Annotated in this window: 18 protein-coding genes and 1 pseudogene; 13 read left to right on the plus strand and 6 right to left on the minus strand. The window is 68.1% G+C overall.

Going from position 1 to position 22,316, the window contains the following annotated elements:
- Positions 1 to 55: 55 nt before the first annotated feature.
- Positions 56 to 901, plus strand: a complete 846-nt coding sequence (locus WS91_RS06565; protein ID WP_059669965.1) for an alpha/beta hydrolase — start codon at positions 56 to 58, stop codon at positions 899 to 901.
- Here WS91_RS06565 and WS91_RS06570 read toward each other — a convergent pair.
- A complete protein-coding gene (locus tag WS91_RS06570; protein ID WP_059669966.1) occupies positions 873 to 1,895 on the minus strand; it encodes a delta(1)-pyrroline-2-carboxylate reductase family protein in 1,023 nt (340 codons plus the stop codon). The two genes, WS91_RS06565 and WS91_RS06570, sit on opposite strands and share 29 nt — an antisense overlap.
- A 514-nt stretch (positions 1,896 to 2,409) precedes the next feature.
- Positions 2,410 to 2,808, minus strand: a complete 399-nt coding sequence (locus WS91_RS06575) for a carboxymuconolactone decarboxylase family protein (protein ID WP_038744153.1) — start codon at positions 2,806 to 2,808, stop codon at positions 2,410 to 2,412.
- 425 nt (positions 2,809 to 3,233) lie between these two features.
- Between WS91_RS06575 and WS91_RS06580 the strand changes: the two genes are divergently transcribed.
- Entirely contained in the window at positions 3,234 to 4,124 is an 891-nt protein-coding gene (locus WS91_RS06580; RefSeq protein WP_059669967.1) for an alpha/beta fold hydrolase, read from the plus strand.
- 46 nt (positions 4,125 to 4,170) lie between these two features.
- On the opposite strand, the gene WS91_RS06585 is transcribed toward WS91_RS06580, so the two are convergent.
- Both WS91_RS06585 and WS91_RS06590 read right to left on the minus strand, forming a co-directional pair.
- Positions 4,171 to 5,280 (minus strand): potassium channel family protein, encoded by a 1,110-nt coding sequence (locus WS91_RS06585; protein ID WP_038744149.1) that lies wholly within the window; start codon positions 5,278 to 5,280, stop codon positions 4,171 to 4,173.
- Between the two features lie 187 nt (positions 5,281 to 5,467).
- Positions 5,468 to 6,796 carry an NAD(P)/FAD-dependent oxidoreductase gene (locus tag WS91_RS06590; protein ID WP_059669968.1) on the minus strand — a complete coding sequence of 443 codons (1,329 nt, stop codon included), beginning with the start codon at positions 6,794 to 6,796 and terminating at the stop codon, positions 5,468 to 5,470.
- A gap of 232 nt (positions 6,797 to 7,028) precedes the next feature.
- On the opposite strand from WS91_RS06590, the gene WS91_RS06595 reads away from it, so the two are divergent.
- On the plus strand, positions 7,029 to 7,883 hold the full coding sequence (locus tag WS91_RS06595) for a helix-turn-helix domain-containing protein (RefSeq protein WP_038744145.1): 855 nt from the start codon (positions 7,029 to 7,031) through the stop codon (positions 7,881 to 7,883).
- Between the two features lie 649 nt (positions 7,884 to 8,532).
- Positions 8,533 to 10,206, plus strand: coding sequence for an ATP-binding domain-containing protein (locus WS91_RS06605; RefSeq protein WP_038744142.1), 1,674 nt, complete (start codon positions 8,533 to 8,535; stop codon positions 10,204 to 10,206).
- A 136-nt stretch (positions 10,207 to 10,342) separates the two neighbouring features.
- Here the strand turns inward: WS91_RS06605 and WS91_RS06610 are convergent, their stop codons facing one another.
- Positions 10,343 to 11,899 (minus strand): methyl-accepting chemotaxis protein, encoded by a 1,557-nt coding sequence (locus WS91_RS06610; protein WP_082758106.1) that lies wholly within the window; start codon positions 11,897 to 11,899, stop codon positions 10,343 to 10,345.
- Between the two features lie 231 nt (positions 11,900 to 12,130).
- Here WS91_RS06610 and WS91_RS06615 point away from each other — a divergent pair, with 231 nt between their 5' ends.
- Positions 12,131 to 13,645, plus strand: coding sequence for an MDR family MFS transporter (locus tag WS91_RS06615; RefSeq protein WP_038744140.1), 1,515 nt, complete (start codon positions 12,131 to 12,133; stop codon positions 13,643 to 13,645).
- A gap of 34 nt (positions 13,646 to 13,679) precedes the next feature.
- On the opposite strand, the gene WS91_RS06620 is transcribed toward WS91_RS06615, so the two are convergent.
- Positions 13,680 to 14,681: a hypothetical protein gene (locus WS91_RS06620; protein ID WP_231751991.1), complete on the minus strand. Its 1,002-nt coding sequence runs from the start codon at positions 14,679 to 14,681 to the stop codon at positions 13,680 to 13,682.
- On the opposite strand from WS91_RS06620, the gene WS91_RS37225 reads away from it, so the two are divergent.
- The 8 genes and pseudogenes from WS91_RS37225 (at position 14,575) to WS91_RS06655 (ending at position 22,306) form a co-directional block, all read left to right on the plus strand.
- A complete protein-coding gene (locus tag WS91_RS37225; RefSeq protein WP_231751992.1) occupies positions 14,575 to 14,913 on the plus strand; it encodes a hypothetical protein in 339 nt (112 codons plus the stop codon). The genes WS91_RS06620 and WS91_RS37225 overlap by 107 nt on opposite strands.
- 323 nt (positions 14,914 to 15,236) lie before the next feature.
- A complete protein-coding gene (locus WS91_RS06625) occupies positions 15,237 to 15,806 on the plus strand; it encodes a GNAT family N-acetyltransferase (RefSeq protein WP_059669978.1) in 570 nt (189 codons plus the stop codon).
- 27 nt (positions 15,807 to 15,833) lie between these two features.
- On the plus strand, positions 15,834 to 16,691 hold the full coding sequence (locus tag WS91_RS06630; protein ID WP_038744137.1) for a MerR family transcriptional regulator: 858 nt from the start codon (positions 15,834 to 15,836) through the stop codon (positions 16,689 to 16,691).
- A 124-nt stretch (positions 16,692 to 16,815) separates the two neighbouring features.
- Positions 16,816 to 17,799: a sulfonate ABC transporter substrate-binding protein gene (locus tag WS91_RS06635; RefSeq protein ID WP_059582495.1), complete on the plus strand. Its 984-nt coding sequence runs from the start codon at positions 16,816 to 16,818 to the stop codon at positions 17,797 to 17,799.
- 155 nt (positions 17,800 to 17,954) lie between these two features.
- A pseudogene (locus WS91_RS06640) lies at positions 17,955 to 18,610 on the plus strand (lysoplasmalogenase).
- 239 nt (positions 18,611 to 18,849) lie between these two features.
- Complete coding sequence (locus WS91_RS06645) at positions 18,850 to 20,439, plus strand: flavin-containing monooxygenase (protein WP_038744133.1); 1,590 nt, start codon at positions 18,850 to 18,852, stop codon at positions 20,437 to 20,439.
- Positions 20,440 to 20,465: 26 nt separating this feature from the next.
- Complete coding sequence (locus WS91_RS06650) at positions 20,466 to 21,395, plus strand: SDR family NAD(P)-dependent oxidoreductase (protein WP_038744131.1); 930 nt, start codon at positions 20,466 to 20,468, stop codon at positions 21,393 to 21,395.
- The gene (locus WS91_RS06655) at positions 21,392 to 22,306 is read left to right on the plus strand and encodes a metal-dependent hydrolase (protein ID WP_059646711.1); all 915 of its coding nucleotides are present in this window, start codon (positions 21,392 to 21,394) and stop codon (positions 22,304 to 22,306) included. The genes WS91_RS06650 and WS91_RS06655 overlap by 4 nt, the downstream gene beginning before the upstream one ends.
- The last annotated feature ends 10 nt before the right edge of the window (positions 22,307 to 22,316 follow it).

Below are 22,316 nucleotides of genomic sequence, written 5' to 3' on the forward strand. Positions count from 1 at the left end.
TACGGCCGTCATTCGCTGCTGCTAGCATATCGGCGCCCATTCCCATTACGCCGTCATGCGCCGATTCGTCTTGCCTCTCGCCGCGCTGCTCGCCGCCGCGCTCCATCTCGCCGCGCACGCGGCGCCCGCCAGCAGCATCGTCACCCGCACGTTCCGCTCGCAAGCGCTGCACCGCGACTGGTCCTACACCGTCTACCTGCCCTCGGGCTACAACCCGGAAGGCGCGCGCTATCCGGTGCTGTATCTGCTGCACGGCAACGCCGGCAACGCGAACGACTGGATCACGCAGGGCCGCCTGCAACTCACCGCCGACGCGCTGATCGAGCGCCGGGACATTCCGCCCGTCGTGATCGTGATGCCGCAAGGCGGCACCGACTGGTACGTCGACCGCAAGGAAAAGATGCAGAGCGCGTTTCTCGACGATCTGATGCCCGACGTCGAAGCGCATTACGCGGTGTCGAACCAGCGCGCGGGACGCGCGATCGGCGGCGTGTCGATGGGCGGCTTCGGCGCGCTGCGTTTCGCGTTCCTCGAGCCGGAGCGCTTCTGCGGCGCGATGCTGCTGAGCCCGGCCGTCTACGCGAACGAGCCGCCCACGGGCTCGGCCGCGCGTTACGTCGGCGTGTTCGGCGACAAGCAGTTCGACCCGAAGGTCTGGCACGAGCTCAACTACCCGGCGCTGTGGCGCAGCTACTTCGCGCAGCCGCTGCGGCTGCGGATGTTCATCGCCGCCGGCGACGACGATCTGTCGATCCAGGCCGAGTCGAGCGTGCTCTACACGAGCCTGCGGCGCGCGCAGAATCCGGCCGCGCTGCGGATCGTCGACGGCGCGCACACGTGGGACGTGTGGCGCCGCCTGATCGCGCCTGCGCTCAAGTACACGCTCGAGTGCGTGAAATGAGCGCGACGCGGCACGCGGCGAGATCCCAGGCCGCGCAGCCGACGCTCTTGAAGAAGACCGGGGTGCCTTGCAACGGCTCGCTCGGTGTCGGTGTCGGTGTCGGTGTCGGTGTCGATTTCGAAGCTGATGCGGTCGCGGACGCGGTCGCGTACGTTTGCTCCTTTGCGCGCAGCGCGTCGGCAAGCGAGCGCACACGCGTCCAGTCGACGCCCGCGACGATCAGGTCGCCCGCTTCGTGGCGCGCGCCCGCCGGATCGTCGACGTAGAGCGCGCTGCCCGCGATCGTCCGCGCGCCGACCTCGGCCGCGTCGGGCGTGAACGCGCCGACGCCGACGACGAGCCTCCCCGCTCGCGCCGCCTCGTCGTAGACGGGCGTGGCGCTCGTCGTCGACGTGATGACTGCGTCGAGCGTGTCGGGCAACGTATCGCCGTCGAGCGGCTCGGACGGCTCGAACGGCTCGAGCGTCGGCAACACCGCTCGCAGACGCGCGCAGAACGCCGCGGCCTGCGCGGCCGTTCGCGCCTTCACGCGCACGCGCAAGCCGGGAAACAGCGCGGCGAGCGCGTCGACGTGGTGCGCGGCCTGCGTGCCGGTGCCGATGAGCAGCACGTCGCGCGGCGCGGCGCGCAGGAACGTGCGGATCGCGAGCAGCGTGACCGCGGCCGTGCGGCGGCCCGTGACGGTCGGGCCGTCGAGCGCGAAGAGCGGCTCGCCCGTCGTCGGCTCGAAGACGCTCACCTGCCCCTGGATCGTCGGCAAATCGCCGCCGCGATTGCGCGGACACACGGTCACGAGCTTGTGGATCGCGAGATCGCTCGCCGACGCGGGCATCGACAGCATCGCGCCGCCTTCGTTGAGCGGCACGACGAGCCGCGCGGGGCTCGCGATCCGGCCGTCGGCCGCGTCGAGCGCCGCGGTGCGCAATGCGTCGACCAGCTCGGCGAACGGCGTGAGGCGCGCCGTCTGCACCGCGTCGAAAACCGCTGTCGTCATCGTTTGTCCTCTCGAAGGGGCTTCGGAGTCGGAGGCTTTGCTTCTTCGGTTCTTCGGTTCTTCGGTTCTTCGGTTCTTCGGTTCTTCGGTTCTTCGGGGCTTCGGGGCTTCGGGGCTTCGGGGCTTCGGGGCTTCGGGGCTTCGGGGCTTCGCGCACTTCGAGTTCCCATGTGCGTTTCGGTGCTGCTATCCGACTTCGCGTTTCGTGTCGTCGACGTCGGCGTTCCCGGCTTCGTCGATGCGTCGGCGTCGGTTCAATGATTCGGCGATTCGCCTCGGCGCCTCGCCCCCCTAGCCCCTGAATCTCCGAGCTCCAAACTCCAAACCCGGAATCACGCATCTCCGAATCGACAAATCGCCGAACGCCCAACCCCGAAACATCAGCATTGACGACGAACGTCGATCGGCGCGCGTTCGGCCTCGACCGCAGCGATCGCGCCCGGCCGGCGCCGCCTCGCCGCACCGCCCGGCCTCGGACCCGGCTCGCACGCGGCCAACACACCGCCCGACGCCATCACACGCCATCGTCGGGCACGTCGAGCCCGAGCGCGTCGATCACCTCGCGCGCGTTGCGAAACGCCTCGACGGCCGCCGGCGCGCCCGCGTACAGCGCGCTGTGCAGCAGCACCTCGCGAATCTCGACGAGGCTCGCGCCATTGTTCAACGCACCGCGAATATGCCCCTTGAGCTCGTGCCCGCGGCCGAGCGCCGCGAGCATCGCGCACGTGCAAAGGCTGCGCGTCTTCAGGTCGATGCCGCCGCGCTGCCACGTGCTGCCCCACGCGTGCTCGTTCAGCCATTCCTGCAACGGCCGCGAAAAGCCGTCCAGATCGCTCATCGCGCGCTCGACGAACGCGTCGCCCATCACCTGCGTGCGGCGCGCCTTGCCCCGCTCGCGGTCTGCTTCGCTCATGCCGCTCTCCTGTCCTGAATGGGATGATCGTAGTGGAATCCGGTTCGGCTCAGATGCTACACGGCTTCAATCCCGTCGCCCGCCCTTCGCGCTCGAGGTCTTTCCCCAATTGCGGCGACGTCGTCGCTCGCGTGCGTTGCGCACGCCGCCACGCGCCCCCCGCAAGCGAATTCCGGATCGTCAATGAATCACATCACGAATATCGAATAGGCAAACCGGCAATCGCCGTCTAGACTTTCTGCAACTCGTGCGTCGGCGACGCACACCTGCGCCGACCGCCGGGCGCACGATGACGGCAGCCGCACGCGAGCACGCCGGCTGGCGGCTGACGGCCGACGGCCGACGGCCGACGCTTCGAGCGCGTCGCGAGCGCCGCTCGCGTGTGGAAGACAAGATACCGAAGTCAAAATTCAGGAGATCCGACCTTGGATGATGCACGCCGCGTGACTTCGTTCAGTCACGACGAATTGACTTTCGACGTCGTCGATACGGGCCCGATCGACGGCGAGATCATCGTGCTGCTGCACGGCTGGCCGCAGACGGCGAAATGCTGGGCGCGCGTCGCCGCCGCGCTCAACGCCGACGGCTACCGCACCGTCGCGCCGAACCAGCGCGGCTATTCGCCGGGCGCCCGCCCGCGCCGGGTCGGCGCATACCGGATGCAGCATCTCGTCGGCGACGTGGTCGCGCTGATCGAGCGGCTCGGCGGCGGCCCGGTTCACGTCGTCGGGCACGACTGGGGCGCGGCCGTCGCGTGGGCGCTGGCGGGCCGGCATCCGGCCGCCGTGCGCACGCTCACGACCGTGTCGGTGCCGCACTCGGGCGCGTTCATGCGCTCGATGCTCAGCAGCGACCAGTTGTTCCGCTCGTACTACATGGGCCTGTTCCAGTTGCCGAAGCTGCCGGAACTGTTCGTCACGCGCTGTCGCGGGCTGTTCGGAAAAATGCTGGCGAGCACCGGGATGACGCGCGACGAAGTGGACACCGTCTATGCCGACATCGTCGATACGGGCGCGCTGACGACGTCGCTCAACTGGTATCGCGCAATGGCGCTGACGCCGCCCGGCTACCTGACCCGCAAGGTGCCCGTGCCCGTCATGCATATCTGGGGCGCGCGGGATGCGGCGCTGTCGCGGCGCGGCGCCGAGCTCGCGCGCGATTTCGTGAGCGGGCCGTATCGGCTCGAGGTGCTGCCGCACGCGACGCACTGGATTCCCGAGCACGACGCGGACAAGCTCGCCGCGCTCGTGCGCGAATCGATCGCGGTGCGGCCGGGCCCGGCGCCCGGCCCGCTCGCGCCCGCGCCGGCGAGCTGATCGGCGGTTCGCCGGGCGCGCGGCGCGGCGTGCCGCAGCGCCGGGCTCAGTCCGTCGGGGCGATGCCCGCGCGCTCCATCGCGCGCGTCGACTGGATCACGACGAGCGTATCGCCCGCCTCGATCCGGCACGGCGAATCTTCGTAGAACGACAGGATCTTGCCCGCGCGGTCGAGCCCGACGACGAGCGCGCCCGTCACCTCGTTCGACATGCAGCCGATCTCGTGCGCGGCGGCCGGCCGCTCGACGAGCGTCGCGCGGCCGCGTGTCGACAGCATGTCGTTGACGAACGGCACGATGTAGCGGCTCGCGACCGCATCGGCGAGCAACAGCGCGCCGATCTTCGTCGACGACACGATCACGTCGGCGCCCGCCTGCCGCAATTGCCGCTGATACAGGTTCTCCTGAATCCGCACGACGATCTTCGTATCGGGCGCGATGCTGCGCACGGACAGCGTGAGCAGGATCGCGGTCGGATCGTCGGTGACCGAGATGATGACCGCCTTCGCGCTGCGCACCTGCGCCTGCTGCAGCAGGTCCTCGTGCGCGGGGTCGCCGCAAAGCCCCGTCACGCCGAGCGCGGCGGCCGCCTCGAGCGCCTGCTCCTGCGAATCGATGACGATCAGCGTCGCCGGATCGACACCGCTTTCGAGCAGCTCGCGCACGGCGATCGAGCCGCTCAGCCCGTAGCCGCAAATCACGATGTGATCGCGCAGATTTTTTTGCAGGCGCTTCATGCGGAACTCCTCGATGACCCGTTGAATCACGAATTGATAAGCCGTGCCGAGAAAAATGAACCAGATGCCGATGCGGATCGGCACGATGAAGAACGCGTCGATGAGCCGCGCGCGCGCGGTGACGGGCACGATGTCGCCGTAGCCGACCGTCGCGACCGTGACCATCGTGAAATAGACGAGATCCGCGATGCTCATCGGCACGCTCTTCGTCGAGTCGCGCAGGCCGTCGCGATCGAGATACAGCACGAGGAACGCGAGCGTGCACAGGCCGACGACGAGCGCGAGGCGAAACGTCAGCGTGCGCAGCGGCGACGCGGCGGGCCGCGTGAACAGCGTGCGCGCACGCGGCGCCGTCCACGGCGCGCGCGCGCGGCGCAGCCGAAAGCGCAGCGACTTGCGATGATCGGATGGCGACGGCAAGTATCTTCTCCAGAACGGGGCGTCGCGATTTTACGCCGCGAAACGCCGCCGCGCGCGGCGCAAACCGTCGTCGCGCGGCGTGCGCCGCGTGCGAACGCCCAAGGTTTGACGATCTTTGACGTGCGCCGCGCCGACGGCGACGCCGCCGTTATCATGATGGCCGTCGCGCGCGCTCCTCTCGCCGACGCTACAGCATGCTCGTCGGCCGCCGCATCGTGCCGTCGACGAAGCGCGCCGCGCGAAACGCGGACAGATCGAGCGACGTCGCGCCGGTGTCGACCCACTCGGCGAGCAGGCGGCCGACGATCGGCCCCATCGCGAAGCCGTGCCCGCAGAACCCGGTCGCGACCGCGAGCCCGTCCGGCGTGCGCGGCGCGTCGATCACCGGAATGCCGTCGGGCAGCACGTCGATCAGGCCGGCCCACGCCTCGACGATCTGCGCGTCGCGCAGCGCCGGAAAGATCGCCTTCAGCTTCGCGAGCGCGCGCGGCGCATGAGCCGGATTCGGCTGCGGATTCGGATCGCGCGGCTCGATCGCCGATGCGCGGCCCGCGACGCGCGTCGTCAGATCGCGCCACGCCGCGCCGTTCAGATGGAAGCGGAATTTCTCGCGCTGCGCCCACAGCTCGGGCAGGAACAGGCTCAGCCCGCGCAGATGGCCGAGCGTCACGTCGACGTCGACCTGCATGTCGTCCGCGAGATTGATCGCGCCGTTCGCGCGCTGCCGGATGCCGAGGCCGTGCCCCCAGATCGTCGACACGGACACGGCGGGCAGCGCGTTCGTACGCATGCAGGTGCCGCGCACCGCCTGCTGCGGCAGCCGGATGCCGACGCCGTCCAGCAGGTGAAAGCTCGTCGCGCCCGCTGCGCAGATCACGCGCCGCGCCTTCACGACGCCGCGCTCGGTGACGACGCCCGTCACCGAGCCGCCCGACGTATCGATCGCGGTCACGCCGCAGCCTTCGAAGAAGCGCGCGCCGGCTTCGGCCGCCCGCGCGGCGAACGCGGCGGCGACGCGGCGCGGCTCCGCCTGGCCGTCGCTCGCCGTGTAGAGGCCGCCGAGCGCGGGCGCGGCGAGGCCGCTCACGCGCGAGTCGATCTCGGCGCGCGCGAGCGTGCGCGTGTCGAGCCCGTGCGTGCGCGCGATGTCCGTCCATTGCTGGAACGACGCCCAATCGTCGTCGTTGCCGGCGATATAGAGACAGCCGCCCTGCCGCCATTCGAGATCGGCGTCGAGTTCGCGCTCGAGGCCTTCCCATAGGCGCATGCCGGCCATCATCAGCGGCACTTCGGCGGCTTCGCGGCCCTGCTGGCGCACGAAGCCCCACGCGCGCGTCGACTGCTGTCCCGCAATGCGGGATTTGTCGAACACGACCGCCTTTATCCCGCGCAAACCGAGATAATAGGCGGCCGCGCAGCCCATGATGCCGGCGCCCGCGATCGCGACGTCGGCTTGCGACGGAAACGGCTCGTCGGCGCGAGCGAGCGTGTTGTAAAGCGGATAGGTCGTGGTCATGTCGGTAGTTCTGACGAAAGCGCCATCGGCGAAAACCCGTCACAGTAACTTGAGGAAACACCTTTCACAGAAAAACGCACACTAGTGCGCAGGACGAACTTTGTTTTGCGGTAAAGTTATCTTTCTACGCGTGGCCGGTCGGCTCGCCTCATCCGACGGCATCGAACGATGCCGTACCGTGCGCCATCCGGCGCTCCGTTCTGAATTATTCGAACCGATCCGTTCCCGCAGTATGGCCAACGAAGCAATCACCACGGATTCCCTTGCGGTCGCCGAGCGCGTGCGCGAGCTGATGACCCGACACGGCATCGGCAAGCGTCAGCAGACGACCGAGCTCTGTCGCATTCTCGACCTGAGTTTCTCGCAAGGGCATCGCAAACTGCGCGGCAGCAGTCCCTGGACGCTCGCGCAAATCAAGAAAGTCGCCGAAGCCTACGGCGAGCCCGCCGCGCAGCTGTTCGGCGCGCAGGCGCTCGACCCCGGCATGGTCGGCGCATGCGCGCGCGACGCGGTGCTGTATGCGGGCATCGCCGAGATTCCGTGCACTGCATGGATCGGCGGCCTGCTCGACTCCGGCGCGCGCCCCGAGTTCGTCGCGTACGAGCAGCAAGGCCGCTGGCGCGTGCTGCGCCACACGGGCGTGCTCTACCAGAACGCGTACGACGTTCACAAGATCGAAATCTATCCGCGCCGCGCGGAAAGCGACAGGCTGCTCGTCGCCGTGATCGACGCCGACAGCGTGAGCGCCGACGAAGTCTGCCGCTATCTCGACGAGCAAGGCTTCGTGACGGCCCGCTTCGGCAGTGTCGGCACGTTCGTCGACGCGCTGCAGGGCCAGGCGTTCGACGCCGTCGTCACCGAGTGGATGTTCGACGGCCGCAGCGCCGCCGACGCGATCCAGGCCGTGCGCGCGTCCGACAATCCGGGCGCGCCGATCTTCGTGCTGACGGGCGATCTGCTGACGGGCCGCGCGAGCGAGACCGAAATCAGCGAAGTGATCCGCGTCTACGACGTCGTCTGCTACGAGAAGCCCGCCCGCATGGCGATCCTGAGCGCCGATCTCGCGAAGCGTCTGTCGCGCGCGTGACGACGAAAGCGCGCGGCATGCGCGCCGGCCCGCGGATGTCGGGCATGCCGCGGCGGCCGTCGCCGCGACGAATTTTGAGATTGCGCCCCTTTCCGTGAAATCGCGACGTTCGTCGCCAACTCATCGCACCTCACTTCGCATTCGCGCCCGCACGGCTTGCGTCGCCGTTCCACGTCGTTCGATTCCCGTCCCGCTTGCGGCTGGTCGCGTCGATCGGCGCGCGCGCCCCGCGCCGCGCCGGCAGCGCCCGCGCGTCGAAACGCCCACATCGACGATATGTCGCGCACATGACATACCCGCTTCGATCGACACGATTATTCGTCCGTCGACATGCGGCCGTCGCCGCATCGAATTCGATCCGCCGCGTGTGCCGCTGCGCGCCCCGCCGCGAGCGTGTGCGTGACGCCTGCGCGCCGACTTCATCGCCGGCACCCGGGCGCGCCGCCGCGAACGCGCGCCCGACGAACGCGCATCGGCACATGCGCGCGTCGCGCATGCAAGCCGATTCATGTCGAACGCGCTCGCCCGCCCGTCGCGGGCCCGACCCGCCGCGCATACTGCGAACCGAACCGCCGTGCGCCCGCTGCGCACGCGCCTGCGTACAATAGCCGGCGATCCTTGCCCATCGCACGCACTGCCAGGACCCGACATGGCCCGCATCATTCCCGAAGACTGGAAGAATCTCGCCGCCACGGGCGCGGCGCAACGCGAGCGCGAAACGCTCGCGACGCTGGAGCGGACGCTGCCCGACGCATACACCGTCTACCACGGCGTGCACTGGACGCGCGCCGACCAGAATTTCTCGGTATTCGGCGAAGCGGACTTCGTGATCGTGAGCCCGGCCGGGCGCGTGCTCGTGATCGAGCAGAAGGCGGGCTTCCTGCGCGAGACGCCGAAAGGGCTCGTCAAGGTCTATCTGCAGACCGAACGCAACGTGTCGATCCAGCTCGCACGCACGCTCGAAAACCTGCATCGGCGGCTCACCGCCGCGCTCGGCGCGGGCGCGTACGGCGTCGAGGAACTGCTGTATTGCCCGGACTACACGGTGAGGAATCCGGCGATCGCGGGCGTCGCGCCCGCGCGAATCGTCGACGCGACGCGCAAGCACGAACTCGCCGCGCGCATCGTCGACGCGCTGCCCGCCGACGAGCCGCCCTTTCCGAGCGCGGCGAAAATCCACCATTTCCTCGCCGACGAGCTGTCTCTGACGCCGGACACGAGCGCGCTCGTCGGCCAGGCGGACACGCTCGTCACGCGGCTGTCGGGCGGCCTCGCGGCCTGGGCGCGCCGGCTCGAGTTCGCGCCGTTCCGGCTGCGCGTGATCGCGACCGCCGGCTCCGGCAAGACGCAGCTCGCCGTGCAGGCGATGCGCGACGCGATCGCGGCGGGCAAGCGCGTGCTGTACGTGTGCTTCAACCGGCCGCTCGCGGATCACGTCGCACGAATCGCACCCGGGGGCGCGAAGATCGCGAACTATCACCAGCTCTGCGACTGGGTCGCGCGCGACGGCGGCCACGTCCCCGATTTCGGCGCGCGCGACGCATTCGGGCAACTCGAGACGCGCTTCGCGCAGACGCCGATCGCCGAGCGCTGGCAGTTCGATACGCTGATCGTCGACGAAGGCCAGGACTTCCAGCCGCCGTGGGCGGACGCGCTCGAGCGGCTCGTCGCGCCGGGCGGCGCATGGTGGTGGCTCGAGGACCCGCTGCAGAATCTCTACATGCGCGACAGCGTGCCGCTGCCCGGCTGGGTGACGCTCAAGGAAACGACGAACTACCGCAGCCCGCGCGATATTCTCGATTACGTGCGCGACGTCGTCGGCGGCGTCGAGCCGCTCGCCGCCGAACTCACGTCGGGCAGCCCGTTCGGCGGATCGGAGATCGCGATCTCCGCGTACGACGCGACGGACGCGGAATCGGCCGCGCAAGCGTGCATCGACGCGACGAAGCGCGCGATCACGCAGGCGCTCGCGCTAGGCTTTCGCAAGCAGGACATCGCGGTGCTCTCGTTCAGGGGGCGGGAGGGCTCGGCGTTCACGGCGCTCGACCAGCTCGGCCCGCACCGCGTGAAAAGCTTCACCGGCAAGTACGACCTGTTCGGGAATCCGGAATATCGGGAAGGCGACGTGCTGCTCGATTCGATCTATCGCTTCAAGGGGCAGGCGGCGCCGTGCGTGATCCTGACCGAAGTCGACTTCGACGCGTTCGACGCGCGAGCGGCGCGCAAGCTGTTCGTCGGCGCGACGCGCGCGACGATGAAGCTGATCGTCGTCGCGGCGCAGCGCGCGGCGCAACGGATCGCGCCGTCCGCGCCGTCCGCTTGACGGCGTCGACGCCGCATTCGCGCCGGACGCGGCCGAATCGCTTCGGCTGAGCGACGCGCGTGGATCGGCCGCCCATGCGGGCCGCATGGGCCCGCGGATCGGCCGACGCGGGCCGACGCGGGCCGACACTAAAACGTCAGACGACGACGCGAAACACGCCGACCGTGCGGCGCAGCCCGTCGGCCTGCTCTTCGAGCGACGCGGCGGCCGCCGCCGCCTGCTCGACGAGCGCCGCATTCTGCTGCGACACCTGATCCATCTGCGACACCGCGCGGTTCACCTGCTCGATGCCGTCGCGCTGCTCGTTCGACGCGGCCGAGATCTCGGTCATGATGCCCGTCACGCGCGCGATCGCGCGCTGGATCTCCTGCATCGTGTCGCCCGCCGAGCCGACGAGACGCGAGCCCGTCGCGACCCGCTCGACCGATTCGCCGATCAGCGCCTTGATCTCCTTCGCCGCCGACGCCGAGCGCTGCGCGAGCGTGCGCACTTCGCCCGCGACGACCGCGAAGCCGCGGCCCTGCTCGCCCGCGCGCGCCGCCTCGACGGCCGCATTGAGCGCGAGGATGTTGGTCTGGAACGCGATCCCTTCGATCGTGCCGATGATGTCGGCCACCTTCTGCGAGCTCTGGTCGATCTCGGCCATCGTGCCGACCACTTCGCCGACGACGGTCGCGCCCTTCGTCGCGATGTTGGTCGCGCTGTCCGCGCAGTTCTGCGCCTCGCGCGCGTTGTCGGCGTTCTGCTTCACCGTCACGGTCAGCTGCTCCATGCTCGCCGCCGTCTGCTGCAGCGCGGCCGCCTGCTCCTCGGTGCGCTGCGACAGGTCAGTGTTGCCGGCCGCGATCTGGCGCGTCGCGGTCGCGATCGATTCGGAGCCGTCCGTCACCTTGCGCACCGTGTCCGACAGGCTGCGCTGCATCGTCGTCAAGCCGCTCACGAGCTCGGCCATTTCGTCGTGCGACGTCCAGTGCAGCTCGCTCGTCAGATCGCCGTCCGACAGGCGGCGCAGGTGCCCGAGAATCCGCACGAGCGGCTGCGTGATCGCGAAGTGCAGGCCGATCGCGCAGCCGAGACACGCGACGAGACCGAACACGATCAGGCCGCCGAGCGTCAGCCGCAGCCAGCCGTACATCTGCTCCGCGTCGTCGTACGCCGCCTTGCCGTACGCGGCGCGCGCGTCGGCGAGCGCGGTCGTCGCCTTCGTCCACGCGACCGACAGCGGCGGCGCGGCCGTCATCATCAGGCGATCGGCGTCGTCGTGGCGGCCCGCCTTCAGCGCGTCGATCATCGGCTTGATCGCCTCGTCGACGAGCGCGCGGCGCGCCGCGTTCGCCTGCGCGGCGAGCGCCTTTTCGTCGTCGCTGCGGGGCAGCGCGTCATAATCGCCCCAGCCGCGGTCCGACGCGGCCAGGTATTGCTCCGCCTTCGCGATCGTGTTCGCGGCGTCGGGCGCCTCCGGATGCAGGATCACGCGGTCGAGCGTCGTGCGCGCGATCGCGAGATTGAGGCTCGCCGACGCGAGCGCCGTCTTCGCCGCGAGCTGGCGCGTATAAGCGTCGTCGAGCGCGGCGTTCGAGTTCTGCATGCTGAAGAAACCGATCACGCCCGTGATCGTGAGCAGCGCGGCGACGAGCCCGAGCGTCGAGAAGATCCGGGTGCGAATCGAAAAACGGGAGAAAAAAGCGTTCATGACCAGGGAGAGTCGCAAATGGTAGCCGCCGGTTTGGGGGACAGTCGCCGGTATTACGGCCCGGCTTCCGAAAACTTGAGACGCCTCGCGGGGTGCGGCGACATGCCGCCCCGCCCGAACGCAGCCGTTACGACTCGTAACCGATGGAAATCTTTGTGACGAAGCAGATATTGACTAGTCAATCGATTATTTCTACATTCCGACTCGCTCCCAACGACAATGCGACTCCCCATGCATACCGACTCCTCCGCGCCGCCCGACCACGCCGATGCCGGGGGCCAGCGCGCATCCGTGCGGCTCACGGTCGCCGCGCTGCTGCTCGTGCTGCTGCTGTCGGCGCTCGATCAGACGATCGTGTCGACCGCGCTGCCGACGATCGTCGGCGAGCTCGGCGGCCTCGAGAAGCTGTCGTGGGTCGTCACGGCTTACCTGCTGTCGTCGACCGTCGTGCTGCCGCTCTACGGCAAGCTCGGCGACCTGTACGGGCGCAAGATCGTGCTGCAAGCGGCCATCGTGCTGTTCGTCGTCGGCTCGGCGCTTTGCGGACTCGCGCAGGACATGACGCAGCTGATCCTGCTGCGCGCGCTGCAAGGGCTCGGCGGCGGCGGGCTGATGGTCGTCACGATGGCCGCGATCGCCGACCTGATTCCGCCCGACGAACGCGGCCGCTATCAGGGGATGTTCGGCGGCGTGTACGGCATCGCGACGGTGATCGGGCCGTTGCTCGGCGGATTTCTCGTCCAGCACCTGTCGTGGCGCTGGATCTTCTACATCAACCTGCCGCTCGGCGCACTCGCGTTCGCGGTGATCGGCGCGGCGTTCAGGCCGCACACCGCGCACGTGCGGCACCGGATCGATTACGCGGGCGCCGCGTTCCTCGCGACCGCGCTCACCTGCGTCGTGCTGTTCACGAGCCAGGGCGGCACGATCCTGCCGTGGTCGTCGCCGCAGTTGTGGTTCACGCTCGCGTTCGGCATCGTCGCGACCGCGGGCTTCGTCTACGAGGAACGTCTCGCCGCCGAGCCGATCATGCCGCTCGAGCTGTTCCGCCATCGGACTTTCGTGCTGTGCAGCCTGATCGGCTTCGTCGTCGGCCTCTCGCTGTTCGGCTCGGTCACGTTCCTGCCGCTCTATCTGCAGGTCGTCAAAGGGTCCACGCCGTCGGAAGCCGGCATGCAACTGCTGCCGCTGATGGGCGGCATGCTCGTGACGTCGATCGCGAGCGGGCGCCTCATCACGAAGCTCGGCAAGTACCGCCTGTTCCCGATCGCGGGCACCTTCGTCGCGGGCGCGGCGATGCTGCTTCTCGCGACGCTGTCGCTCGACACGCCGCTGCGCGCGATGTATCTGTACATGGCGCTCCTCGGCGGCGGGCTCGGGATGGTGATGCCCGTCATCGTGCTCGCGGTGCAGAACACCGTCGAGTTCCGGCACCTCGGCGTCGCGACGTCCGGCGCGACGCTGTTTCGCTCGATCGGCGGCTCGCTCGGCGTCGCCGCGTTCGGCGCATTGTTCTCGAACGGGCTGCATGCGCGGCTCGCGGCCGCGCTGCCGCCCGACACGGAGCTGCCGCCGTCGCTCGGGCCGTCGGCGGTCCGCCAGTTGCCCGACGCCGTGCGCGGCGCGTATCTGCACGCGTTCGCGAGCTCGCTGCATTCCGTGTATCTGTGGGCGGCGGCGGTGATCGCGATCGCGTTCGCGCTCGCGTGGTTCGTCGAGGACGTGCCGTTCAGGAAGCGCGCGTGATTCGAGCCGACGGCGCGCGCGTCGGCCCGATCGATCACTTCGCGCCCTTCTTGCACGGCTGCGGGAAGAATTTCAGCTCGGCGCCGACGCGCAGCGCGTACACGATGTTGTCGTCGTCGAGGAACGCGACCCGCGCGCCGGCCGGCACGTCGCACGGCGCCTTCTCGTACATTTCGAGCTGATAGATCGACTGCTCGGCGGTCTGCGTCATGAAGCGGTCGTAGTCGACGAGCTTCTGCTTCGCGAAAAAGATCACGACGCCGACAAAGACGAAAAAGCCGACGAATCTGAGAATCCCGGTGATCACCGGATACGCGCTTTCGTCCTGTTTAATCAGGCCGGCGGAAAAGAACGCCTTGGCCTTCGCGTCCATCGCGAAGAAAAAGAAGCCGTAGACCGGCAGAAACAGCACGGACGCCGCATACAGCGTCATCAGGATCAACAGCCCGATGAACGGGATCGACAGAATCGCGACGAAGATTTCCGTATGAGGAAACTTCGACGGATCGACGCCGGCGATGCCGTTGATCCGCAGATTCGCGAGCGCGATCGACAGATTCGTGAGGCCCGTGAACGCGAGCAGCAGCAGGCCCTTGCCGATGTGCGTCGCGTAGATCCGCTTGTAGAGCGTCAGCGCGTCGTAGACCATCCCCGCGAACCAGAAGACGATTGCGAGCATCAGCAAGCCGACGAAGTTCCACCAGCGATGCAGCGGAAACGTCACGAAGTACAGCAGCACCGCGAGCGCGCAATTCAGGTAGAGCCTTTGCCCCGTGTCGAGCTTCTGATAAGTGCCTTGCAGCCACGTGATCGCGCGATACAGGCGGGGCATCCGCACGCCGGCCCGTGCGGCCGGTCGGCCGGGCGTGGACGAAAGCTCGGGCGATGCGGCCGGAGCGGCCGGAGCGGCCTCTTCCGTCGAGCCACGCATGTCGGTCGAGCGGGTGGAATCGGTCGAGTCGATCGGCGCGGAAGCCGGCGCAGCCGCCTCGGTTGCCGCGGGTGCCGTGGTTTTCGTGGGCGCAGCGGTTGCAATCGCGGGCCTCGGTTGCGACTCCAACGATCGCGCGGGTTGCGCCCGCAGCTCCGGCACCACATTCGTCGCAACCTCTGCGGTTGCGACATCTTCATGCGCGTGCCGCACGCTATGTTTCGATTCAACCGATCGCGAAACGGACTTCGCTTCTCGCGCGCCGGACGTGCGGCGCGCGTCGGTCTTCTTCTGGAAATCGGCGGGCCTCGTATTTCGCTTGTTCATCGTGTCTTGATTATTCGGCTCGCCCAAATCGTCGCGAGCATTTTTTCATTACGCACTCGTATCGAGCGACGGCGTCCGCTTTCGTCACTTTCGTCGCTACGCTATGCGCCTCGGAACGGCTGCGGATTATAAGATCGCCGGCGGCTTCGGACGCAACCGTCGAGGATCGCCGATCGAATGCGTTTCTCGGCGGCCGCGATCATCGCGATGCGCATCGTCATACATCGCACGCATCGTCCGCAATTCCGGCGCGCTGCGATCGAAGCGCTCGCTTTGCGGACATTTTTGAATGCGAGCATAGTAACGATTCCGCCATTCCCGCCCCGTTTTGCAATGAAGACATCCGGCGCTCCCGCCCTTTCCGCCGCGATCGTTCGCGACGCCACCGAGCAGGACCTCGCAGCGATCCAGGCGATCTACGCGCATCACGTGCTGACGGGCGTCGCGTCGTTCGAGGAGACGCCGCCGTCCGTCGACGATCTGCGCGCGCGGCGCGAAGCGGTGCGGCGACACGGCCTGCCGTATCTCGTCGCGGAGCTCGACGGCATGGTCGCGGGCTACGCGTACGCGACGCCGTACCGGCCGCGCAGCGCGTATCGCTATGCGATCGAGGATTCGATCTACGTGAACGACGCGTGCCGCGGCTGCGGCATCGGCCGCGTGCTGCTCGCCGCGCTGATCGAGCGCTGCGAAGCCGGCCCCTGGCGGCAGATGATCGCGGTCATCGCGGACGGCGGACGCGGCGGCTCGACGTCGCTGCATCGCGCGCTTGGCTTCGAGCCCGTCGGCACGCTGCGCGGCGTGGGCTTCAAGCACGGCCGATGGATCGACACCGCACTGATGCAACGCGTGCTCGGAGACGGCGCGCGCAAGCCGCCCTCCGACGACGACGCCTCGCACTGAAGCGCGCGGTCGCGCTAAAATCGTCGCATGCCGAAATCGAACTCAACCACCCCCGCCGACGCCGCTCCGGACGCGTCGACGTTGAACGAATACACGGTCGACGAGCTCGCGCGCGTGTCGGACACGACGGTGCGCAACGTGCGCGCCTATCAGGATCGCGGCCTGCTCGCGCCGCCGCGCAAGCGCGGCCGCGTCGGCATCTACGACGATACGCACGTCGCCCGCCTGAAGGTCATCAATCACCTGCTCGCGCGCGGCTACACGCTGTCGAACATCCAGGATCTCATCAAGGCGATCGACGACGGCCACGACCTTCGCTCGATCCTCGGGCTCGAAAACGCGATCGGCGGCCGCTGGTCCAACGAGCGCCCGCAATCCTTCTCGCTCGCGCAGCTGATCCAGATGTTCGGCCCGCAGACGCCCGCGTCGCTCGGGCGCGTCGCCGAGCTCGGCCTGCTCGAGCGGCGCGGCATGTCGTTCGTCTCGAAAAGTCCGGCGCTTCTCGAAGCCGCGGCCGCGATGGTGCGCGAAGGCATTCCCGCGCGCGAACTGCTCGACGCGATCAGCATCACGCGGCCGTATTTCGATGCGATCGCGCGCGTGCTCGTCGAGCTCGTCGTGCGTCGCCTCGACCGCTACGACGAAGGCTCGCTGCCGCCGCCGACCGACGTGCCGGCGCTCGTCGACGCGATCTGGCGGCTGCGCCCGCTGTCGTCGGTGTTCGTCGAGGGCGAGATGAACCGGGCGCTCGAAGCGGCGTCGAGCGCGTACCTGGGCGGCCGCGTCGCGACGATCCTCGACAAGAAGCTGAGCTCGCAGGCCGCGCGCGACCGCGAATCCAAGCTCGAGCGAGCGGCGGCGAAGGACACGCCCAAGAAACGTTAGGCGCGCACGCGTCATATTGATATCGGCAATGCTTGGTTCGCGCGGGCGGCTGCCCGTGCGACGATTTCCCGACCCGAGCGGCGTGCGCGCCGCTCGCTTCTTTTCAACGTCGTGGAGATTGCCGATGATTCGCCCTGCCCGCTGGATTCCCCGAACCGTAGCCGCCGCGCTCGCGTCGCTCGTCGCCGTCGCCGCGTTCGCGCAGGACGACGCGGGCGGCAAAGTGTTGCGCGTCGGCTACCAGAAGGCGGGGCTGCTCGCGGTCGTCAAGGCGCAGGGCTCGCTCGAGGCGCGCGTGAAGCCGCTCGGCTATGCGGTCAAATGGTTCGAGTTCCCGGCCGGCCCGCAGTTGCTCGAGGCGCTGAACGCGGACAGCATCGACATCGGCTACACGGGCGCGCCGCCCGCCGTGTTCGCGCAGGCGAGCGGCGTGCGCTTCGTCTACGTCGGCGCGGAGCCGCCGTCGCCGCACAACGAGGCGATCGTCGTGAAGGCCGATTCGCCGCTGAAGACCGTGGCCGACCTCAGGGGCAAGAAAATCGCGCTGCAGAAAGGCTCGAGCGCGAACTACCTGCTGCTCAAGGCGCTGCAGAAGGCCGGCGTGCGCTACGACGAAATCCGCCCGATCTATCTGCCGCCCGCCGATGCGCGCGCCGCGTTCGAAAGCGGCACCGTCGACGCGTGGGTCGTCTGGGACCCTTACTACGCAGCCGCGCAGCAGGCGCTGAAGGCGCGCACGCTCGCCGATTACACGGGCCTGCCCGCCGCTTATAACTTCTACGAGGCGACGCGCGAATTCGCGACCCGTCACCCGGACGTGGTCGGCGCGGTATTGCAGCAACTGCGCGAAACCGGCCGGTGGGTCAACGCGCATCCCGCCGAGACCGCCTCATTGATCGCGCCGAAGATCGGGCTCGATCGGGCGCTCGTCGAAACCTGGGTGAAGCGCGTGCCGTACGGCACGACGCCGCTCGACGAGAAGATCGTCGCGTCGCAACAGGGCGTCGCCGACGCGTTTCACGCCGCGAAGCTGATTCCGCAGAAGCTGACCGTCGGCGACAACGTCTGGACCGAGCGCGACGCCGCCGCCGCGCTCGCGGCGAAGTAGGCGCGACGCCTCGCCCGCAGCCCGGTTAGAAGGATTCGTCCGTCCCCGATAACGCCTTCTTGCCGATAATGGACGGCCGCGCGGACGTCGAGCGTCGCCCGAGACGCCGCACCGCGCACCCGACGACACGCTGCGTGCGAGGAGACCGTCCGACCATGTTGTCCAACCTGCCCGCGCGCACGCGCGGCTTCTGGCTCGCCGCCGCGCTTGCCGCATTGCTGTACGGGCTGTCGCTCGGCCATGCTCCCTATCCCGGCCAGCCCGCCGCCAAGGCAGCGCTCGGCGTCCTGCTGTTCGCCGCGGCGTTGCGGCATTCGCCTGCGCGCGAGCGCGCGTGGCTCGGCGCCGCGCTCGCCGCGTCGGTGCTCGGCGACGTGCTGCTCGCGCATCCCCAATGGCCGCCGTCGTTTATCGCCGGCCTCGGCGCATTCCTGCTCGCCCATCTCGCCTACTGCGCGCTGTTCGCGCCGTGGCGCGCCACGCCGCGCGGGCCGCGCGCGATCGCGCTCGTCGCGCTGTGGATCGCCGCCGCCGCGCTCTATGCCGCGTTCCTTCCCCATCTCGCCGCGCTCGCGGCGCCCGTGGCCGTCTACGTCGCCGTGCTCGGCGCGATGGCGAGCCTCGCGCTTAGCGCACGCACGCCCGGCCCGCAGATCGCGGCGGGCGCGCTGGTGTTCGTCGCATCCGATGCGCTGATCGGCATCGATCGTTTTCTCGGCGCGTTCAGCGGCGTCGATTATTTCATCTGGTTTTTTATGCGGTCGCGCAATTGACCATTGCGTTCGGCGTGTTGCGACGCAAAACGAACTAATCGAATTCGCGTCGCAATCCTTAATTTATTAGGGACTGCGAGCAATTCTGCAACGCAACATCAGAATTCCGCGCGGCGCCGCGCTTTTTCTCGCACAAGCCCATCCGGCGGGCTTCGGCATCCGTTGAATCCCGCGCTTAGAGGGCTATGTCTACCCGGCTTGCGGTTTCGGTTTTCACGAACTATTGTTACATCCATCAATGTAACAGTAAAAAATGAGCCCAAATGGAGACGCTTGGATGAACGCGCGCAATATGTCCTTCGGTCCACTCGACAGCACAAATCACGAAGAAACCATCGATATCGCCATCATCGGCACCGGCTTTTCCGGGCTCGGCATGGCGATTCGCCTCCGGCAGACCGGCAACCAGGACTTCGCGGTGTTCGAAAAAGCCAGCTCGGTCGGCGGTACCTGGCGCGACAACCACTACCCCGGCTGCGCGTGCGACGTCCAATCGCATGTCTATTCGTTCTCGTTCGCGCCGAATCCGCGCTGGACGCGGATGTTCGCGCCGCAGCCGGAAATCCGCGCGTACATGGAAGACTGCGTGCAGCGCTTCAACGTCGGCTCGCACCTGCGTTTCAATCATGAACTCGTCAACGCGACCTACGACGAAACCGCGCATCGCTGGCGCCTGACGTTCGAGAACGGCAAGCGCGTATGCGCGCGCGTGCTCGTGTCGGGCATGGGCGGGCTGTCGCGCGCGGCGTACCCGAACATCCCCGGCATCGAGACGTTCAAGGGCGAAGCGTTCCACTCGCAGCACTGGAAGCACGACTATCCGCTCGAAGGCAAGCGCGTCGCCGTGATCGGCACGGGCGCGAGCGCGATTCAGTTCGTCCCGCAGATCGCCCCGCGCGTCGCGAATCTCGCGCTCTTCCAGCGCACCCCGCCGTGGATCATGCCGAAGCCGGACCGCTCGGTCAGCGGCTTCGAGCAGTGGCTCTTCCGCAATCTGCCGTTCACGCAGAAGCTGATGCGCGGCGGCATCTATTGGATGCTCGAATCGCGCGTGCTCGGCTTCGCCGTGCATCCGTCGACGATGAAGCTCGTGCAGAAGCTCGCGCTGCGCCACATCAGCCGGCAAATCTCCGAGCCGGAACTGCGCGCCGCGGTGACGCCCGACTACACGATCGGCTGCAAGCGAATCCTGATGTCGAACGACTACTATCCGGCGCTCACGCGCAAGAACGTCGACGTGATCACGACGGGCATCGAGCGCATCGAGGAAAACGCGGTCGTCACGACGGACGGCAAGCGCCATGAAGTCGACTGCCTGATCTACGGCACGGGCTTCCAGATCAACAATCCGTTCCCGCGCGGCACGATCGTCGGCCGCGGCGGCGTCGACGTCGTCGACGCATGGCGCGACGGCCTGCACGCGTATCTCGGCGCGACGGTCCCCGGCTATCCGAACTGGTTCATCCTGATGGGCCCGAACACCGGCCTCGGCCACAACTCGATGGTGTACATGATCGAATCGCAGATCGAGTACGTGCTCGGCGCGCTGAAGGCGATGCGCACCGAGCGCGCCGAGGCGATCGAAGTGCGTCCGCTCGTCGAGCTCGAATACAACAACCGCATCCAGAACAAGCTGAAGGGCACGGTCTGGTCGACGGGCGGCTGCAGCAGCTGGTATCTCGACCCCCGCACCGGCAAGAACACGACGCTCTGGCCGACCTTCACGTGGCGCTTCCGGCAGGAAACGGCGTTCTTCTCGATGGCCGACTATCACGCGTACTACGCGAACCCGCGCCAGAACGGGCAGCCGGCCCCCGCGCTGCCGAACCCGGCTGTCGCGCAGACAGCCGCCGAGACGACCGCCTGAGCCCCGAACCCACACGAGCCTACGACATGAAATCCTTCTCCAACAAAGTCGCTGCGATCACGGGCGCGGGCTCCGGCATGGGCCGCTCGCTCGCGGTGCAGCTCGCGCAACAGCAATGCCACGTCGCGCTCGCGGACAGGAACGCGGCCGGCCTCGCCGAGACCGAGCGGATCGTCCGCGCGCTCGCGCCGTCGGTGCGCGTGACGACCTGCGTGCTCGATGTCGGCGACCGCGCCGCGATGCACGCATGGGCCGACGAGACGGCCGCCGCGCACGGCCGCGTGAACCTCGTCTTCAACAATGCGGGCGTCGCGCTGTCGAGCACGATCGACGGCATGGAATACAGCGATCTCGAGTGGATCGTGAACATCAACTTCTGGGGCGTCGTGCATGGGACGAAGGCGTTCCTGCCGTATCTGAAGGCGTCGGGCGACGGGCACATCGTCAACACGTCGAGCATTTTCGGGATCTTCGCGCAGCCCGGCATGAGCGGCTACAACGCGACGAAATACGCTGTACGCGGCTTCACCGAATCGCTGCGCCAGGAGCTCGACTTGATGAAGAGCGGCGTGTCGGCCACCTGCGTGCATCCGGGCGGCATCCGCACGAACATCGCGCAATCGGCGCGGCTCGCGCAGAACATGGTCGGCTTCATGGTCGAGAGCGAGCAGCAGGGCAAGGAGGATTTCGAGAAGTTCTTCATCACGACGGCCGACGAAGCGGCGCGCGTGATCTTGCAGGGCGTGCGCAAGAACAAGCGCCGCGTGCTGATCGGCCGCGACGCGCGCGGCGCCGACTGGCTCGCGCGCACGCTGCCCGCCGCGTACCAGCCGCTCGTCGTGCTCGCGACCAAGCTTCAGAGCGCGCGAGCGCGCCGCCGTGCGGGCCGTGCAACGCCGGCGCCCGCGCAGGCAACCTACAACACCGCTGGCAACCAGGGAGGAGAGCAATCATGACGACACCGCATATGATGCCGGTCCGGCGCGACATCCGCTTCGCGCTGCCCCCCGAGCGCGTCTACGACTGGCACGTCCAGGGCGCGCCCGTCACGCACTTCATGAACGCGCTGTCGCTGCTGTTTCCGGCGGGCGAGCGCTTCTTCATGGATTCGGTGCGCAACTACCGCGACCAGATCCACGACCCCGAGCTGAAGAAGCAGGTCGCGGGCTTCATCGGCCAGGAAGCGATGCACACGCGCGAGCACATCGAGTACAACGATCTGCTGCAATCGGCCGGCCTGCCCGCGCACAAGCTCGACAAGCGCCTGTGGGCGCTCCTCGGCTGGGGCAAGAAAGTGCTGCCGCATTCGATGCAGCTCGCGATCACGATCGCGCTCGAACACTACACGGCGATTCTCGCGAACCAGCTGCTGTCGGGCCACGAACACCGGATCGACGGCTCGGTCGAAGGCTACAAGCAGATGTGGATGTGGCACGCGATGGAAGAAACCGAGCACAAGGCGGTTTCGTACGACGTGTGGACGGCCGTGATGAAGCCCGGCGTGAAGACCTACCTGCTGCGCACGGGCACGATGCTGCTGACGACGCTGATCTTCTGGACCGTCGTGTTCGATTTCCACGTGCGCCTGATGTTCGCGCACCGGATGCGCCACGGCAAGCTCAAGGGAATGTGGCGGCTCGTCAAGTATCTGTACAGCCCGAAGAACGGCGTGTTCGCGAGCATCGCGCTCGAATGGCTCGACTACTTCCGGCCGGGCTTCCATCCGTGGGACCACGACAATCGCGTGTACCTGCAAGACCTCGACGCGCTGCTCGCGAACATCGACGCCGCGAACGAGCGCTACGCCGACCAGGTCGCGCCGCGCCGCGTGCCGCTGCACTCGTCGCCCGCGCATCAGCACGCGTAAGCGAACGAGC

The sequence above is a fragment of the Burkholderia sp. MSMB1498 genome (assembly GCF_001526245.1).
In the GTDB taxonomy this organism is placed as follows: domain Bacteria; phylum Pseudomonadota; class Gammaproteobacteria; order Burkholderiales; family Burkholderiaceae; genus Burkholderia; species Burkholderia savannae.